Origin of the sequence: Kitasatospora sp. NPDC001603, from assembly GCF_040298365.1 — a bacterium.
In the GTDB taxonomy this organism is placed as follows: Bacteria; Actinomycetota; Actinomycetes; order Streptomycetales; family Streptomycetaceae; genus Kitasatospora.
Genome location: NZ_JBEPAA010000024.1, coordinates 43,740 through 58,995, shown reverse-complemented (window position 1 = coordinate 58,995; position 15,256 = coordinate 43,740). Strand labels below are relative to the sequence as shown.

Annotated in this window: 12 protein-coding genes; 9 read left to right on the top strand and 3 right to left on the bottom strand. The window is 74.4% G+C overall.

The genetic code is table 11. From position 1 onward, the window contains the following. The first annotated feature begins 262 nt into the window (after positions 1 to 262). Positions 263 to 1,435 (top strand): ADP-forming succinate--CoA ligase subunit beta, encoded by a 1,173-nt coding sequence (sucC, locus tag ABT263_RS17505; RefSeq protein WP_329488047.1) that lies wholly within the window; start codon positions 263 to 265, stop codon positions 1,433 to 1,435. A gap of 18 nt (positions 1,436 to 1,453) precedes the next feature. Further along, positions 1,454 to 2,338, top strand: coding sequence for a succinate--CoA ligase subunit alpha (gene sucD / locus ABT263_RS17500; RefSeq protein ID WP_329488045.1), 885 nt, complete (start codon positions 1,454 to 1,456; stop codon positions 2,336 to 2,338). A 259-nt stretch (positions 2,339 to 2,597) separates the two neighbouring features. On the opposite strand, the gene ABT263_RS17495 is transcribed toward sucD, so the two are convergent. Beyond that, positions 2,598 to 4,655, bottom strand: coding sequence for a LuxR C-terminal-related transcriptional regulator (locus ABT263_RS17495; RefSeq protein WP_352291268.1), 2,058 nt, complete (start codon positions 4,653 to 4,655; stop codon positions 2,598 to 2,600). A 135-nt stretch (positions 4,656 to 4,790) separates the two neighbouring features. Between ABT263_RS17495 and ABT263_RS17490 the strand changes: the two genes are divergently transcribed. Continuing rightward, positions 4,791 to 6,395, top strand: a complete 1,605-nt coding sequence (locus ABT263_RS17490; protein ID WP_352291267.1) for a cell division protein PerM — start codon at positions 4,791 to 4,793, stop codon at positions 6,393 to 6,395. 34 nt (positions 6,396 to 6,429) lie between these two features. Here ABT263_RS17490 and ABT263_RS17485 read toward each other — a convergent pair whose 3' ends face one another. After that, complete coding sequence (locus ABT263_RS17485; protein WP_352291266.1) at positions 6,430 to 7,104, bottom strand: hypothetical protein; 675 nt, start codon at positions 7,102 to 7,104, stop codon at positions 6,430 to 6,432. 535 nt (positions 7,105 to 7,639) lie between these two features. On the opposite strand from ABT263_RS17485, the gene purN reads away from it, so the two are divergent. Both purN and purH read left to right on the top strand, forming a co-directional pair. Beyond that, positions 7,640 to 8,299, top strand: coding sequence for a phosphoribosylglycinamide formyltransferase (purN, locus tag ABT263_RS17480; protein WP_352291265.1), 660 nt, complete (start codon positions 7,640 to 7,642; stop codon positions 8,297 to 8,299). Next, complete coding sequence (gene purH / locus ABT263_RS17475; protein WP_352291264.1) at positions 8,296 to 9,897, top strand: bifunctional phosphoribosylaminoimidazolecarboxamide formyltransferase/IMP cyclohydrolase; 1,602 nt, start codon at positions 8,296 to 8,298, stop codon at positions 9,895 to 9,897. Before purN ends, purH begins: the two co-directional genes overlap by 4 nt. Before the next feature lie 80 nt (positions 9,898 to 9,977). Here purH and ABT263_RS17470 read toward each other — a convergent pair whose 3' ends face one another. Further along, on the bottom strand, positions 9,978 to 10,724 hold the full coding sequence (locus tag ABT263_RS17470; RefSeq protein WP_352291263.1) for an RDD family protein: 747 nt from the start codon (positions 10,722 to 10,724) through the stop codon (positions 9,978 to 9,980). A gap of 509 nt (positions 10,725 to 11,233) precedes the next feature. Between ABT263_RS17470 and ABT263_RS17465 the strand changes: the two genes are divergently transcribed. The 4 genes from ABT263_RS17465 to ABT263_RS17450 all read left to right on the top strand — a co-directional run bounded on the left by ABT263_RS17465 (position 11,234) and on the right by ABT263_RS17450 (position 15,237). Then, positions 11,234 to 12,088 carry a bifunctional methylenetetrahydrofolate dehydrogenase/methenyltetrahydrofolate cyclohydrolase gene (locus tag ABT263_RS17465; RefSeq protein WP_329488036.1) on the top strand — a complete coding sequence of 285 codons (855 nt, stop codon included), beginning with the start codon at positions 11,234 to 11,236 and terminating at the stop codon, positions 12,086 to 12,088. 151 nt (positions 12,089 to 12,239) lie between these two features. Next, positions 12,240 to 12,626, top strand: coding sequence for a DUF3017 domain-containing protein (locus ABT263_RS17460; RefSeq protein WP_329488035.1), 387 nt, complete (start codon positions 12,240 to 12,242; stop codon positions 12,624 to 12,626). A 215-nt stretch (positions 12,627 to 12,841) separates the two neighbouring features. Continuing rightward, positions 12,842 to 13,834 carry a malate dehydrogenase gene (locus tag ABT263_RS17455; protein WP_352291262.1) on the top strand — a complete coding sequence of 331 codons (993 nt, stop codon included), beginning with the start codon at positions 12,842 to 12,844 and terminating at the stop codon, positions 13,832 to 13,834. A gap of 80 nt (positions 13,835 to 13,914) precedes the next feature. Continuing rightward, complete coding sequence (locus tag ABT263_RS17450; RefSeq protein ID WP_352291261.1) at positions 13,915 to 15,237, top strand: hemolysin family protein; 1,323 nt, start codon at positions 13,915 to 13,917, stop codon at positions 15,235 to 15,237. Positions 15,238 to 15,256 lie beyond the last annotated feature (19 nt).

Genomic DNA, 15,256 nt, shown 5'->3' with positions numbered 1-15,256 from the left:
AGGGCGCGCGGCAGCCGGTCGGGGCCTGGCTGTGACGGTTCTCACCCAAGCCGGGCCGGTCCCGGGCGAAACACGCCTGCCGTCCGGGGATAACCTGCCAGACGGACGTGACGCGCGTGTTGATTGACGTGTGCGCCCGTGGCTGTGTGGGCCGCAAGGCCGTACCTCTGCGTACCCGCACCGCCCCGACGACCCGCAGCGAAGATCCTGCCGTGGCACGCTCGTAGAGACACAATCCGCGACCACGAACAAGGACAAACACGTGGACCTGTTCGAGTACCAGGCGAGGGACCTCTTCGCCAAGCACGGGGTTCCCGTGCTTGACGGTGATGTCATCGAGACCGCCGCAGACGCTGCCGCCATCGCGGAGCGCTTCGGCGGCCGCGCCGTCGTCAAGGCTCAGGTGAAGGTGGGCGGCCGAGGCAAGGCCGGTGGCGTGAAGCTCGCCGCCGACCCGGCGGACGCCGTCGCCAAGGCCGAGGCGATCCTCGGGATGGACATCAAGGGCCACACCGTTCACAAGGTGATGCTGGCCCAGACGGCGGACATCAAGGAGGAGTACTACGTCTCCTTCCTGCTGGACCGCACCAACCGCACCTTCCTGGCCATGGCCAGCGTGGAGGGCGGTGTGGAGATCGAGGTCGTCGCGGAGGAGAACCCCGAGGCGCTCGCCAAGATCCCGGTCGACGCCAACGAGGGCTGCACCCCGGAGAAGGCCGCCGAGATCGTCGCCGCCGCGAAGTTCCCGGCGGAGATCGCGGACCAGGTCGCCGATGTCCTGCAGAAGCTCTGGGTCGTCTTCATCAAGGAGGACGCCCTCCTCGTCGAGGTCAACCCGCTGATCAAGTCCGGCGACGGCAAGATCATCGCGCTCGACGGCAAGGTCTCCCTGGACGAGAACGCCGAGTTCCGCCAGCCCGAGCACGAGGCGCTCGAGGACAAGGCCGCCGCCAACCCGCTGGAGGCGGCGGCGAAGGCCAAGGGCCTGAACTACGTCAAGCTCGACGGCCAGGTCGGCATCATCGGCAACGGCGCGGGTCTCGTCATGAGCACCCTCGACGTGGTCGCCTACGCGGGCGAGAGCCACGGCGGCGTCAAGCCCGCCAACTTCCTCGACATCGGTGGCGGCGCGTCCGCCGAGGTCATGGCGAACGGCCTGGAGATCATCCTGGGCGACCCCGACGTCAAGTCGGTCTTCGTCAACGTCTTCGGTGGCATCACCGCGTGCGACGCCGTCGCGAACGGCATCGTGCAGGCCCTGGCCCTGCTGGAGTCCAAGGGCGAGAACGTCTCCAAGCCGCTGGTCGTCCGCCTGGACGGCAACAACGCCGAGCTTGGTCGCAAGATCCTCGACGACGCCAACCACCCGCTGGTGCAGCGCGTCGACACCATGGACGGCGCCGCCGACCGTGCCGCCGAGCTGGCCAACAAGTAAGGAAGGGGACTTAACACCATGGCTATCTTCCTTACCAAGGACAGCAAGGTCATCGTCCAGGGCATGACCGGCTCCGAGGGCATGAAGCACACCCGCCGCATGCTCGCCTCGGGCACCCAGATCGTCGGTGGCGTGAACCCGCGCAAGGCCGGCACCACGGTCGACGTCGACGGCACCGACGTGCCCGTCTTCGGCTCCGTCGCCGAGGCCATCGAGAAGACCGGTGCCGACGTCACCGTCATCTTCGTGCCGCCGAAGTTCACCAAGGACGCCGTCGTCGAGGCCATCGACGCCGAGATCGGCCTCGCGGTCGTCATCACCGAGGGTGTCCCGGTCCACGACTCGGCCGCCTTCTGGGCGTACGCGGGCTCGAAGGGCAACAAGACCCGGATCATCGGCCCGAACTGCCCGGGCCTGATCAGCCCCGGACAGTCCAACGCCGGCATCATCCCGGCGGACATCACCCAGGCCGGCAAGATCGGCCTGGTGTCGAAGTCCGGCACCCTGACCTACCAGCTCATGTACGAGCTGCGGGACATCGGCTTCTCCTCGGCCGTGGGCATCGGCGGTGACCCGGTCATCGGGACCACCCACATCGACGCTCTCAAGGCCTTCCAGGAGGACCCGGAGACCGAGCTCATCGTCATGATCGGTGAGATCGGCGGCGACGCCGAGGAGCGTGCCGCGGCCTACATCGCCGAGCACGTCACCAAGCCGGTCGTCGGCTACGTCGCGGGCTTCACCGCCCCCGAGGGCAAGACCATGGGCCACGCCGGCGCCATCGTCTCCGGCTCCTCGGGCACCGCGCAGGCGAAGAAGGAGGCCCTGGAGGCCGCCGGCGTCAAGGTCGGCAAGACGCCGTCCGAGACCGCCCGCCTGGCGCGTGAGCTGATCAACGGCTGACGCTCGCCCTGCGCATCGAGCGCCCCGTCCGGATCTCCGGGCGGGGCGCTCGCCGTTGTGGCGGGGCCTCCGGCCGGGAGAGCGGCGGCCCCACCGTTCGCCGATCCGGCCGCGGCTCCGGCGGTCGCCGGTGAGGTGTGGCCCGTCGCCCCGGCGCCCCGGCGTCCCGGCGTCCCGGCGTCCCGGCGCCCCGTCGCCCCGGCGCCCCGGCGTCCGCCCTGGCCCGGGTCGGAGGCCGGGGACTCCGTCGGCGGGCCGCTCAGCGGTCCGCCGGGCAGGGGAGGAGCGACCAGCGGGTGCAGGCCGCCGGCCCGCCCGCCGAGCCGGGCGGGGGCAGGGCCGCCGCGGCGCGCGCGGCGGCCGGCAGCTCCCACAGCGGCGCCCGGGGCGGCGGCGGGTCCGCCACGACCGGCTCGACCCCGGGCGTCGGACTGCACCAGAGACTGCGGATGCCCGTCGGCGGACCGTCCGGGACGAGCGGCACGGCGGAGCCGTTGACCGCGCCGCAGACCGCCTGCTTCGGCGGTTCGGGGGCCCGGTGGAACAGCGACCCCGGGCCGCTGCCGGCCAGTGTCGCCGCCGCCGCGCCGCCGACCGCCACCGTGATCAGCACCGCCGCCCCGGTCCGGGTGGCGTTCGCCAGTCGGTGCCTGGCGCGCAGCACCGGCACCGGAGGCCGTTGCGGCTCCGGGCAGCCGCGGACGGCGGCCCGGTGCAGCAGTCCGGCGAGCCCGTCGGCGAAACCCTCGGCGGCCGGATCGGACCCGACCAGGTCCGGTACCCACTCCGCCAACGCCGCCCGGGCGGCCCACACCCGGCCCTCGGCGGCCGCCACGGTCGACTCCACCTCGACGGCCACGGCGGTGGCGGGCAGGCCCAGGCCGTCGTGCAGCACCAGCGCCCGGCGCTGCGGGCGGGAGAGCCGCTTGAGCGCCTTGAGCAGAGCGCGGTCCCGGTCGGTGAGCCGGTCGTGGTCCGGCAGTACGGCCTGCGACTCGTCGGCCGGGCGGACCTTGATCCGCCGGTGCGGCAGCCGCCAGACGTGCGTCCGCCGCGGACCGCCCCGGTGCCACGGCGAGAGCGCCGCCTCACAGGCCCGCGCCCGCACCCAGCCCTCCGGATCGGCCCCGGCCGCCACCTCGTCCCAGTGCCGGCGCGCCTCGCCGAAGGCCAGCCGCACGCAGTGCACGGCGCGGTGCTTGCAGGAGGTGAGCAGGAAGACCTGTTGGACCAGGCGGGTGTGGGCGGCCTCGTACAGCTCCTCGAAGGACGGTACGGGTACGGCGTCCAGGGGCTCCGAGGTCGCACCTGCCGCGTTCGCGGCGGCCAGCGCGGCGGCGGCGGGCCTGTGGTCGTTCGGCTCGGGGGCGCTCCCGCCGTCGGTGCGAGGCGACCCGGCGGGTGCGGGGCCGTCGGCGGGGTTCGTCCGGGCGGGCGGCTTCGCGGCGGTGCCGGCCGGCCTGCCGCCGTTCGGCCGCGGCGGCGCGCCTGACGCCGGTCCGCTCCGGGGGGCGGTGCGGCCGTCGGTGCGGGGCGTCCCGGAGGCGGTGGGGGTGTTCACCGCGCCGGTGGCCGGGGCGCCGGGTGTGCCGTCGTCAGTGCGGGGCGTCCCGGAGGCGGCGGGGGTGTGCGCGGCACCGGCCTTGCCGCCGTTCGGCCGGGGTGTCCCGGGGCGCGTGGGGGTCGAGTCGGCGGCGGGTCGCGGCGTGGGGGCCTCCTCCCCGGGGCGCGGGGCTCCGTGGGAGGCGGCGTCGCCCGGGCCGGTCGGCCGGGCCTTGGCGTGCCCGCGCCGTTCCCGCCCGGCCGGTTGCTCCACCGGGGTGCCGGGCCCCGGCGTGTCCGGCGGGCCCGGCACCCCGGAGGCGCCCTGGGCGGGGCTCAGCAGTGCGGCGAAGGCGACGATCTCGGCGTGGGTCCGCGTGCCGAGCTTGCGCATGGCCCGGTGCTGGTAGCTGCGCGCGGTGGCCGGGGTGACGCCGAGCGCCGCCGCCGACTGGGCGAGGTCCCGGCCCGCCGCGAGGTGGGCGAGGGCCTGGGCTTCACGGGGCGTCAACTGCCGCAGCAGCCGGAGCGCCTCGCTCTGCTCTCCGGCCGGCCCGTTCGCCCCGGTGGCCCGGCCGGGCCCGTCGGCACCCGCGGCACCGGCGACGCCCGCGGCGGCCTGCGCCCCCCGGCCCCGTTCGGTCCGGCCCTTTCCGGGGCGTTCCCTCCCGGGGCGTCCCTGGGGTGCCGGGGGGTCGGCGGATCCGGCGGTCCGGGCGGGGTGGTTGGCGGCGGCGGCGTCGGCCGGGCGCTCGGCGGTCGGCGGCGTGGTCATCAGACGCTCCGGGCCGGAGCGGGGGCGACGGCATGAGGGCAGGGTCTGAAAATGCGCATAAGCCAATAATCTGGGACACGACGGTGGTTTGCCTCTTCACGGAGCATGGCGAGTCGCCTTGGCACCATGAGGCGCATGACGCAGCTGATGGGCCGTCCGATCCTGGAAGTGCCGGGCGAGCTGGGCGCCAGACCCGTCCTGGCCGACGTGCTCACGGGGGTGCGGACGGCGCTGCTCGGCCTGGCGGTGGTCGCCGTCCCGGCCCTCGGGCTCTGGGTGGTGACCCCGTACGCGGACGACGGCGCGGCCGGCGCCGTTCGGCTGGCCGGGGCGCTCTGGCTGCTCGGGCACGGCGCGCCGGTGCTCCGCGGCGCCCTGGACGCCCCGCTGACCGTGACTCCGCTGCTGCTCGGCCTGCTGGCGGTGGGCCAGCTCCACCGCGCGGGTGCCCGGGCGGCGGCCCGGCGCCGGCTGCGGCCGCGCTGGAGCGGTCCGTTGGCGGTGTGGTCCGGCTACTGCGCCGTCGCCGTGGTGGTGGTCGCGCAGTGTTCGGGCGCGGGCCTGTTCCGGGCGCGGGTGCTGCCGGACGTCCTGGTGGTGGCGCTGGTGGCGGCCGTCGCGACGGCCTTCGGCGCCCGGGCGACCGGGGCGCCCTCGCCGAGGTCCGGACCGACGTCCTGGCCGGCGCCCTGGCGGGTGCTCCGGCGGCGGGCGCTGGACGGGCTGCCCGCCTGGGCCCGCCTGGACGGGGGCGCGGCGGCGATCCGGTCGGCGGCGCTGGCCGCCGGTGCGGGGCTGGTGGCGGCGGGTGCAGCGGTGGTCGCGGTGGCGGCGCTGCTGGACGCGGTGACCGGGGGCGGCCACGGCACGGCGGCGCTCGCTCAGGGCCCGGCCGCGGTCGCCGGACTGCTGCTGCTCAGCGTGGCGCTGCTGCCGAACGCGGTGCTCTGGGGGACGGCCTACGCGCTGGGCCCGGGGTTCGCGGCGGGTGCGGGGACGGTGGTGGCGCCGTCCGGCACGGTGCGGGGGCCGGTGCCGGACTTCCCGCTGTTCGCCCTGCTGGCGGAGCCCGGCGCGGGCGGTTGGCGGCAGCTGGTCTGCCTGCTGCCGGCCCTGGCCGGGGTGGTCCCGGCCGTCCTGATCGGCCGTGCGGCGGCCGGGGCCCGGTACCCGGGCGGCGCGGACCGGACCATCCGGCAGCGGGAGGAGCCGGCGCCGGCCCGGCCCGGCCCGTGGCGGCCGGCGGGGACGGTCGTCGCCGTGCTGGCGGTGGCCCTGCTGACCGGTGCGGCCGCCGCGGTGCTCGGCTGGCTCTCCGGCGGGGCGCTGGCCGGCGGCCGGATGGCGGAGCTGGGCCCGGCGCCGTGGCGGACGGGGCTGGCGGCGGCGGGCTGGATCGCCGCGGTGGCCGTCCCGGGCGCCCTGCTGACCCGGGCCCGGGTCGCGGCCCGGGCGTCGGCCACCACGGCGGCGGCCGGGGCGGACACCGGACTCGATACCGACGCGGTCGGCCTCTCCCGGGGCGGGACCGTCGGCGTCCCCGGAACCGTCGGCCCCGGAACCGTCGGATTGCCCGGGGCCGTCGGCGCCCCCGGGAGCGGCGCGATCGCCGGCCGCGCGCGCCGGGGCGTGCTGTGGCTGCGCGCCCGCGCGTACGCCGTGGTGCTGCGGCTGGGTCGGTCGGCCGACGGCGCGGAGGCGGCCGCGGAGGACGCGACCGGCCTGGACGAGCTGGACTGACGGGGCCGCCGTCCGTCCGCCCGTCCGCTACCCGCTACTCGCTCTTCGAGGTGATGTCCACGTACCACTTCGGCGCGAGGCGCTCGCAGTTGTCCGCGCCGGTCGAGGTGAGCGAGTCCCGGACGCAGGTCACGTAGTCGTTGTAGTAGAGGCTGAGGCCGATCACCGAGGAGACGAAGACCACCGTCATCGCGCCGGTGAGCACCCCGGCGAGGGCGGCCGGGGTCAGCGGGTTGGGGGCGGCGGACTCGCCGGCGGCGGGTGCCGCCCCGCCGGTCGCGGTCGCGGCGGCCGGCTTGGGGGCCCGCATCGCGGCGACTCCCCAGACGATGGCCAGCGCGCCGACGAACAGCGCCACGTAGTGCAGTGAGGCGAACGCGCAGACCAGCGCGCCCATACCGGCCAGCGCGGCGTTGCGGGCCTTGCGCTGCGCCGGGTCGCTCGGGTCGAGCTTGGGCGGCTGCGGGGCGGGCGGGCGGGGGTGCCAGCCGTCGCCCTGGTAGCCGGGGCTCCACGGGTGCGGCGGCGGGACCTCGGGCCGCCCGTCCGGGTTCCCGCCGCCGTCGGTGCCGTCGGCACCGTTGGAACCGCTGGAACCGTCCGAACCTCCGGCGGGCCCGGGGTTGCGGGGCTGCCACGGCTGGTCCGGGGCATCCGCCGGCGGCGGCGCGAAGGGGTTGCGCTCGCCGGTGTTGTCACCGCTGCTCATGGTTCAGCCATTCCTTCTCGGTCGGTGGGGCGGACGCCCGCGCCACCCTATGATCCCGCAGTCGCCCGTGGGGCCTTCGGCGGCCTGCCTTCAGGGCGCGTTCCACCGCACCGGCGAACCCGCGAGGGCCCGCCCGCCCGGCCGCACCCGACGTCCCGCCCCCGGGCCCGCCGCCCCACTCCGTCGGCGCCCCGCCCCGCCCGACCGGCCACCGCCGGCAGCTCCGCACCACCCCGTCGCCGCCGTCGGCCCGCCGTCCGCGCACGGCCGGCGGGCGGACGCCGGGCCGACGGCGGGTGAACGGTGCCCCGATGGAGATCCCCGTCTCAACTACGCGCGTAGCGCCGTCAGGGCGTTTCAAGGGCCGTCCGACCAGCCGTTATCGTGGTGACGGTCAGCAGCTCAGATAGGTTCCCCGGGCCCGCATCGCGGCGGGTTCCTCCGGTGTTCCCCCTCGCTCGACCTGCCGTTCGTAGTGGCCCCACCGCCGGTGGATGTACCAGCGGGCGGCGCCCGACCTACGGAGAATCGCGCAGTGGCCGCCGCCCCCGCTCAACTCTTCCCGCCCCGCACTCCCGGCCCGGCCCGGCTGGTGGTGCTGGTCTCCGGCTCCGGCACCAACCTGCAGGCGCTGATCGAGGCCGTGGCCGATCCGGCCTTCGGCGCGGAGATCGTCGCCGTCGGTGCCGACCGTGACGGCATCGCGGGCCTGGAGCGCGCCGAGCGGGCCGGGCTGCCGGTCTTCGTGCACCGCCTGAAGGACTTCGCCGACCGCGCCGCGTGGGACGGCGCGCTGACCGCCTCCGTCGCGGAGCACCGGCCGGACCTCGTGGTCACGGCGGGCTTCATGAAGATCCTCGGCCCCGCGTTCATCGCGGCCTTCGCCGGGCGGATCATCAACACCCACCCCGCACTGCTGCCCGCCTTCCCCGGCGCCCACGGCGTCACCGACGCGCTCGCGTACGGGGTGAAGGTCGCCGGCTGCACCGTCCACCTGGTCGACGCCGGGGTGGACACCGGGCCGATCATCGCGCAGGGCGTCGTCGAGGTCACCGACGCCGACCACGCCGATGGCGGCGAAGCGCTGCACGAGCGCATCAAGACTGTCGAGCGAAAGCTGCTCGTCGACATCGTGGGCCGGCTGGCCCGCGAGGGTCACCGCATCGAGGACCGAAAGGTATGGATCCCGGCATGAGCGCCGCCCCCAGCACCACGTCCCCCGTCACCGCCCCCCTCGACGAGGAGAGCGGCGTCCGCCCGATCCGTCGCGCGCTGATCAGCGTGTACGACAAGACCGGTCTGGAGGAGCTGGCCCAGGGCCTGCACGCCGCCGGGGTCGCCATCGTCTCCACCGGCTCCACCGCCGGCCGGATCGCCGCCGCGGGCGTCCCGGTGACCGAGGTCTCCGAGCTGACCGGCTTCCCCGAGTGCCTCGACGGGCGCGTGAAGACGCTGCACCCCCGCGTGCACGCCGGTGTGCTCGCCGACCTGCGGCTGGAGTCGCACCGCGCGCAGCTCGCCGAGCTGGGCGTCGAGCCCTTCGAGCTGGTCGTGGTGAACCTCTACCCGTTCAAGGCCACCGTCGCCTCCGGCGCGAGCCCGGACGAGTGCGTCGAGCAGATCGACATCGGCGGCCCGAGCATGGTCCGCGCCGCGGCCAAGAACCACCCGTCGGTCGCCGTCGTCGTGGACCCGGCCCGCTACGGCGACGTGCTGAAGGCCGTCCAGGAGGGCGGCTTCGACCTGGCCACCCGCAAGCGCCTGGCCGGTGCCGCGTTCGCGCACACCGCCGCCTACGACGTCGCGGTGGCCTCCTGGTTCGAGGCCGGCTACGCGGCCGGCGACGTCGAGGGCTTCCCGGAGTTCCTGGGCGCCACCTACGAGCGCCAGAACGTGCTGCGCTACGGCGAGAACCCGCACCAGGGCGCCGCGCTCTACAGCGACGGCACCGGCGGCCTGGCCGGCGCCGAGCAGCTGCACGGCAAGGAGATGTCGTACAACAACTACGTCGACACCGATGCCGCCCGTCGCGCCGCGTACGACCACGCCGAGCCGGCCGTCGCGATCATCAAGCACGCCAACCCGTGCGGCATCGCCACCGGCGCGGACGTCGCCGAGGCGCACCGCAAGGCGCACGAGTGCGACCCGGTCTCCGCGTACGGCGGCGTGATCGCGGTCAACCGCCCGGTGACCGTCGAGCTGGCCGAGCAGATCGCCCCGATCTTCACCGAGGTCGTCGTCGCCCCCGGGTACGAGGACGGCGCCGTCGAGGTGCTGGCGCGCAAGAAGAACCTGCGGGTGCTGGTCGCCCCCGAGGCGCCGGCCAACCGCCAGGAGCTGCGCCCGATCTCCGGTGGCGTGCTGCTCCAGGACGCCGACCGGATCCACGCCGCGGGCGACGACCCGGCGAGCTGGACGCTGGCCACCGGCGAGGCGCTCCCCGCGGCCGAGCTGGCCGAGCTGGCGTTCGCCTGGCGGGCCTGCCGGGCCGTCAAGTCCAACGCGATCCTGCTGGCCAAGGGCGGTGCCTCGGTGGGCGTCGGGATGGGCCAGGTCAACCGGGTCGACTCGGCGAAGCTCGCCGTGGAGCGGGCCGGCGAGCGGGCCCGGGGCTCCTACGCGGCCTCCGACGCCTTCTTCCCGTTCGCGGACGGCCTGCAGATCCTGCTCGACGGCGGCGTCAAGGCCGTGGTGCAGCCGGGCGGTTCGATCCGGGACGAGGAGGTCGTCGCGGCCGCCGCCGCGGCCGGCGTGACGATGTACTTCACCGGTACCCGCCACTTCTTCCACTGACACCGGCGGTGTGACGGTACGACGGAGCGGCCCGGCCCCCTGGGAAGGGGACCGGGCCGCTCCGCTGTCGCCGGTGGGTGTTACTTCTTGATCACCAGGGTGCCGGCGGCACGGTCGTGCCAGCCCTGCAGCTTCCCGGAGTTGTCGAAGAACGGGGACAGGTAGACCAGCGCGGCGCCGATGTAGCAGAGGAACGCGCCGACGATCGGGATGATGAAGCGGATGAAGCCGCCGCCCAGGCCGGGGACCTGGCCGTTGCTCTCCTTGACGACGCGCAGGCCCAGGGCCATCTTGCCGAGGGTGGCGCCCGCGAAGGAGACCATCAGCCACTCGTACAGCAGGTTGAACACCGAGAGCACGCCGACCATGATCAGCATGGTGACGAAGAAGCCCGCGGCGGCGTCGTTGTTGGCGTTCAGGCAGTCGTAGTACGCCGAGTTGGAGCCGCCGTAGGTGTACTTGCCGCTGCAGTCCTGGGTGTCCTTGGCGATGCCGAGCGCGCTGGCCAGGCCGAGCGCCATCACCAGGGCGACGACCGCGCCGATCGCGAGGCCGTCGATCAGGCGGGCCAGGAAGCGCTGGCCCATGGTGGCGATCTTCACCGTGCCCAGCTGGGCGATGTTGATGTAGCCGTTGTTGGCCTGGAGGGTGCCCGGCATCGGCGCGTACCCGTACGTCGGCTGCTGCGGCACACCGTACTGCGGGGCCTGCGGCGGCTGCTGCGGGTAGCCGTACCCGGCGGCCGGCGGGGCCTGCTGGGGGTAGCCGTAGCCCTGCTGAGGGGGCTGCTGGCCGTACGGGTTGTTCGGGTCGGGCGGGTAACTCATCGATGCCTCCGGGCAGGGATGTGGGGACGTGGGACGGGACAGCGCTGGGTCCGGAACGCACCGGCGGGGCGAACTGCCGAGCGGACGGGACGATAGCGGAGCGCGGTGACAACGGGGGCGGACACGGTCCGGCGCCCGCCGGCACGGGCTGGCTCAGGAACGTGGGTGGCGCCGGTCCGGCGCGAACGGGAGCATCGACGGCTGCGGTCCTGGCAGCACGCGGCCGTGGCGGTCGGGCGGCACGGTGTGGTGTGGTCGGCTCACTCTGTTCTTCCCCCGGGTACGCCCCGCCGGTGTCCGTCGGCCCGTCACCGGGCCGGAGGCGGCAGGGAATGCCCGCTTATCGTCGACCGGGCGGCCCGGCGCTGTCCAGCCGCGCCCGCGTGGCGGACCGGACTGTGGCGCAACCGCAACGTGGTCCGAACGGTTTTCGAGCCTCCGGGGCTCCCCGGCACCGCTGTCGCCGGGGGCTGGCGCCGTCCGCCTCCGGCATCCGGGAGAATGGGGTCATGACTGCCCAGATTCTCGATGGCAAGGCCACCGCCGCCGCGATCAAGTCCGAACTCGCCGCCCGTGTGGTGGCCCTTCGTGCCAAGGGCGTCACGCCCGGTCTCGGCACCGTCCTGGTCGGCGACGACCCCGGCAGCCGCTGGTACGTCAACGGCAAGCACAAGGACTGCGCCGAGGTCGGCATCGCCTCCATCCAGCGCGAACTGCCCGCCACCGCCACCCAGGAGGACGTCGAGAACGTCGTCCGCGAGCTGAACGCCGACCCGGCCTGCACCGGTTACATCGTCCAGCTCCCGCTGCCCAAGGGCCTGGACCAGAACCCCGTCCTGGAGCTGATGGACCCGGACAAGGACGCCGACGGCCTGCACCCCACCTCGCTCGGCCGGCTCGCGCTGGGCATCGAGGGCCCGCTGCCCTGCACCCCGCTCGGCATCGTCGAGCTGCTGCGCCGCCACGACGTGGCGATCGACGGCGCCGAGGTGGTCGTGATCGGCCGCGGTGTCACCGTCGGCCGCTCGATCGGCCTGCTGCTCACCCGCCGCAGCGAGAACGCCACCGTGACCCTCTGCCACACCGGCACCCGGGACCTCGCCTACCACCTGCGCAAGGCCGACATCGTGGTCGCCGCCGCCGGGGTGCCGCACCTGGTCAAGCCGGAGGACGTCAAGCCCGGCGCGGCCGTGCTGGACGTCGGCGTCAGCCGCAGCGAGGGCAAGATCGTCGGTGACGTCCACCCGGGCGTGGCCGAGGTGGCCGGCTGGATCTCCCCGAACCCGGGCGGCGTCGGCCCGATGACCCGCGCCATGCTGCTGAACAACATCGTCGTGGCGGCCGAGCGCCGCGCCGGCCTCTGAACGACCGCGATCCGACTCCGGAAGGACGGCGAGCTATGAACGGGCGGACCGAGCGAAGGCCGGCGAGCCGCGCGTTGCGCGACGCGGCGGCCGAGCGGGGCGGGGTGGGCGGATGAGCGGGCCACGGCCGGCGAGCTCCCGGCGCAGGCCGGTGAAGACCACCGGAACGCTGCCCCCCGAGGGCTCGGCGGCGGCGCTGGGGCGTGACCACGCCCTGCCGGTGCGCCAGTGGCCGATAACCCTCGTCCTGCTGGTGGTCGGCGCCGGGCTCGCCGTCACCTGGTTCGCCGACTTCAAGGACGGCTTCAAGTACGGGCTGCTGATCCTCGGCGGCGGCGTGCTGCTCGGCGCGCTGCTGCGGCTGGTGCTGCCCGAGGTCGGCATGCTGGCGGTGCGCAGCCGGTTCACCGACGTGATCGTGCTGACCTTCCTGGGCGTCTCGATCGTGCTGCTGACCCTGGTGGCCCAGCCAAACCCGTGGCTGGAGATCCCGCTGCTGGACAACGTCGGCGAGCTGGTCGGGCGGCCGAAGCACTGACCCGCCCGGCCCGCCCGCGCAGCCCGATCGGCCCCCGCCCGCACCGTCGGGACGGGGGCCGTCATCGTCTGTGACCAATCAGCCACGACGGCACCCGCGGCATACGCTTCGCTTTGCGATAACCTGACGCCGGTCTCTCGATGTCGAGAGATCATCCTCGGCTCCAGTGCGCCGGTGTGCCTGGGGCACCTGGCGATTTGCTGGAGAAGGTAGAAATGACCCGCACCCCCGTCAACGTCACCATCACCGGAGCGGCCGGCCAGATCGGCTACGCGCTGCTCTTCCGCATCGCCTCGGGCCACCTGCTCGGCGCCGACGTGCCGGTGAACCTGCGCCTCCTGGAGATCCCGCAGGGCCTGAAGGCCGCCGAGGGCACCGCGATGGAGCTTGTCGACTGCGCCTTCCCGCTGCTGCGCGACATCAAGATCACCGACAACGCCAACGAGGCCTTCGACGGCGCCAACGTCGCGCTGCTGGTCGGCGCCCGTCCGCGCACCGCCGGCATGGAGCGCGGCGACCTGCTGCAGGCCAACGGCGGCATCTTCGGCCCGCAGGGCAAGGCCATCAACGACCACGCCGCGGACGACATCAAGGTCCTGGTCGTCGGCAACCCGGCCAACACCAACGCCCTGATCGCCCAGCGCAACGCCCCGGACGTGCCGGCCGCGCGCTTCACCGCGATGACGCGCCTGGACCACAACCGCGCGCTCGGCCAGCTGGCCGCCAAGACCGGTGCCGCCGTGTCGGAGATCAAGAAGGTCACCATCTGGGGCAACCACTCGGCGACCCAGTACCCGGACGTCTTCCAGGCCGAGATCGCCGGCAAGCCGGCCTTCGAGGCCGTCGGCGCCGACCAGGCGTGGCTGGAGGGCGACTTCATCCCGACCGTCGCCAAGCGCGGCGCGGCCATCATCGAGGCCCGTGGCGCCTCCTCGGCCGCCTCGGCCGCCAACGCCGCCATCGACCACGTGTACACCTGGGTCAACGGCACCGCCGAGGGCGACTGGACCTCCATGGGTGTCGTCTCCGACGGCTCCTACGGCGTTCCGGCCGGTCTGATCTCCTCCTTCCCGGTCACCACCAAGGACGGCGAGTTCCAGATCGTCCAGGGCCTGGAGATCTCCGACTTCTCCCGCGGCCGCATCGACGCCTCGGTCCAGGAGCTGGTCGAGGAGCGCGACGCCGTCACGGAGCTCGGCCTCATCTGAGCCCGTTCCCGGCAGGACCTTCGACGGCCCGCCGCCTCCTTGACCGGAGGCGGCGGGCCGTCGCCCTACACTGACCCGCTGTGAACGAAACCCTGGAGGACGCGGCCCTCGTCCTCGTCTTCATCATGCTGGGTGGCCTGTTCAACGTCGCCGAGATCTCGCTGATCTCGCTGCGCGAGGGCCAGATCAGGTCACTGGCGGGGCGCGGGACCCGGCGCGCGGCCCGCGCCGCACACCTGGCCGCCGACCCGAACCGCTTCCTGGCCGCCGTGCAGGTCGGGGTGACCTGCATGGGCTTCCTGTCCGCCGCCTTCGGCGCGGACACCCTGGCCGGCAAGGTGGCGCCGCTGTTCGTCCGGGCCGGGCTGTCCGCGGGCGTCGCCGACGCGCTCGCCCTGGTCGGCCTCACCCTGCTGATCAGCTACGCCTCGCTGGTGCTCGGCGAGCTCACCCCCAAGCGGATCGGCCTCCAGCGCGCCGACTCCATCGCCGTCCTCGCCGCCCCGGTGGTGGACGTGATGTCGGTGGCGCTGCGCCCGGTGATCTGGCTGCTCGGCCACTCCACCAACCTGATGGTCCGCCTGCTCGGCGGCGACCCGGCGGCCGGGCGCGGCTCGATGAGCTCCGAGGAGCTCCGCGGCCTGGTCGCCACCAACACCGAACTCGGAAGCGACGAGCGGGCGTTGATCGCCGACGTGTTCGCCGCGGGGGAGCGCCAGCTGCGCGAGGTGATGGTCCCGCGCACCGAGGTGACCTTCCTGGACGCCGAGCGCCCGCTCGCCGAGGTCCGCGAGCAGGCCGACTCCTCGCCGCACTCGCGCTATCCGGTGGTCGAGGGCAGCTACGACGCGGTCACCGGCTTCGTCCACGTCCGCGACCTGTACGGTGCCCGCGGCGAGCAGGCGGTGAAGGTGCGCGACCTGGCCCGCCCGATCAAGCTGCTGCCCGGCACCAAGCGGGTGCTGGCGGCGATGGGCGAGATGCGCCGGGAGGGCCACCACCTGGCCATCGTGGTGGACGAGTACGGCGGCACCGCCGGCATCGTCACCCTGGAGGACCTGGTCGAGGAGGTGATCGGCGAGATCCGTGACGAGTACGACTCCCAGGAGCCGAGCACCACCCGCCGGCTGGCCGGCGGCGCCATGGAGCTGGACGGCCTGCTGAACCTCGGCGACTTCACCGAGGAGACCGGCGTCACCCTGCCCGAGGGCCCGTACGAGACGGTGGCCGGCTGCCTGGTGGCCGCGCTCGGCCGGCTGCCGGTCGACGGTGACCAGGTCCGGATCCCGATCGGCGCCGAGGAGGTCCGGCTGACGGTGGCCAAGCTGGAGGGCCGGCGGATCGCCCGGGTCGGGGTGAGTGCGGTCACACTGTCGGAACCTCCGGGGGCAGAGGTTTCCTGACCGGTCGGTGGAACTGGAA

Excerpts from the sequence above, each read along its gene's own strand:
- ABT263_RS17490 (WP_352291267.1), top strand. The coding sequence starts at position 4,791 with ATGACGCAGCTGATGGGCCGTCCGATCCTGGAAGTGCCGGGCGAGCTG.
- ABT263_RS17485 (WP_352291266.1), bottom strand. The coding sequence starts at position 7,104 with ATGAGCAGCGGTGACAACACCGGCGAGCGCAACCCCTTCGCGCCGCCG.
- ABT263_RS17470 (WP_352291263.1), bottom strand. The coding sequence starts at position 10,724 with ATGAGTTACCCGCCCGACCCGAACAACCCGTACGGCCAGCAGCCCCCT.
- ABT263_RS17455 (WP_352291262.1), top strand. The coding sequence starts at position 12,842 with ATGACCCGCACCCCCGTCAACGTCACCATCACCGGAGCGGCCGGCCAG.
- sucD (WP_329488045.1), top strand. The coding sequence starts at position 1,454 with ATGGCTATCTTCCTTACCAAGGACAGCAAGGTCATCGTCCAGGGCATG.
- purH (WP_352291264.1), top strand. The coding sequence starts at position 8,296 with ATGAGCGCCGCCCCCAGCACCACGTCCCCCGTCACCGCCCCCCTCGAC.
- ABT263_RS17465 (WP_329488036.1), top strand. The coding sequence starts at position 11,234 with ATGACTGCCCAGATTCTCGATGGCAAGGCCACCGCCGCCGCGATCAAG.
- ABT263_RS17495 (WP_352291268.1), bottom strand. The coding sequence starts at position 4,655 with ATGACCACGCCGCCGACCGCCGAGCGCCCGGCCGACGCCGCCGCCGCC.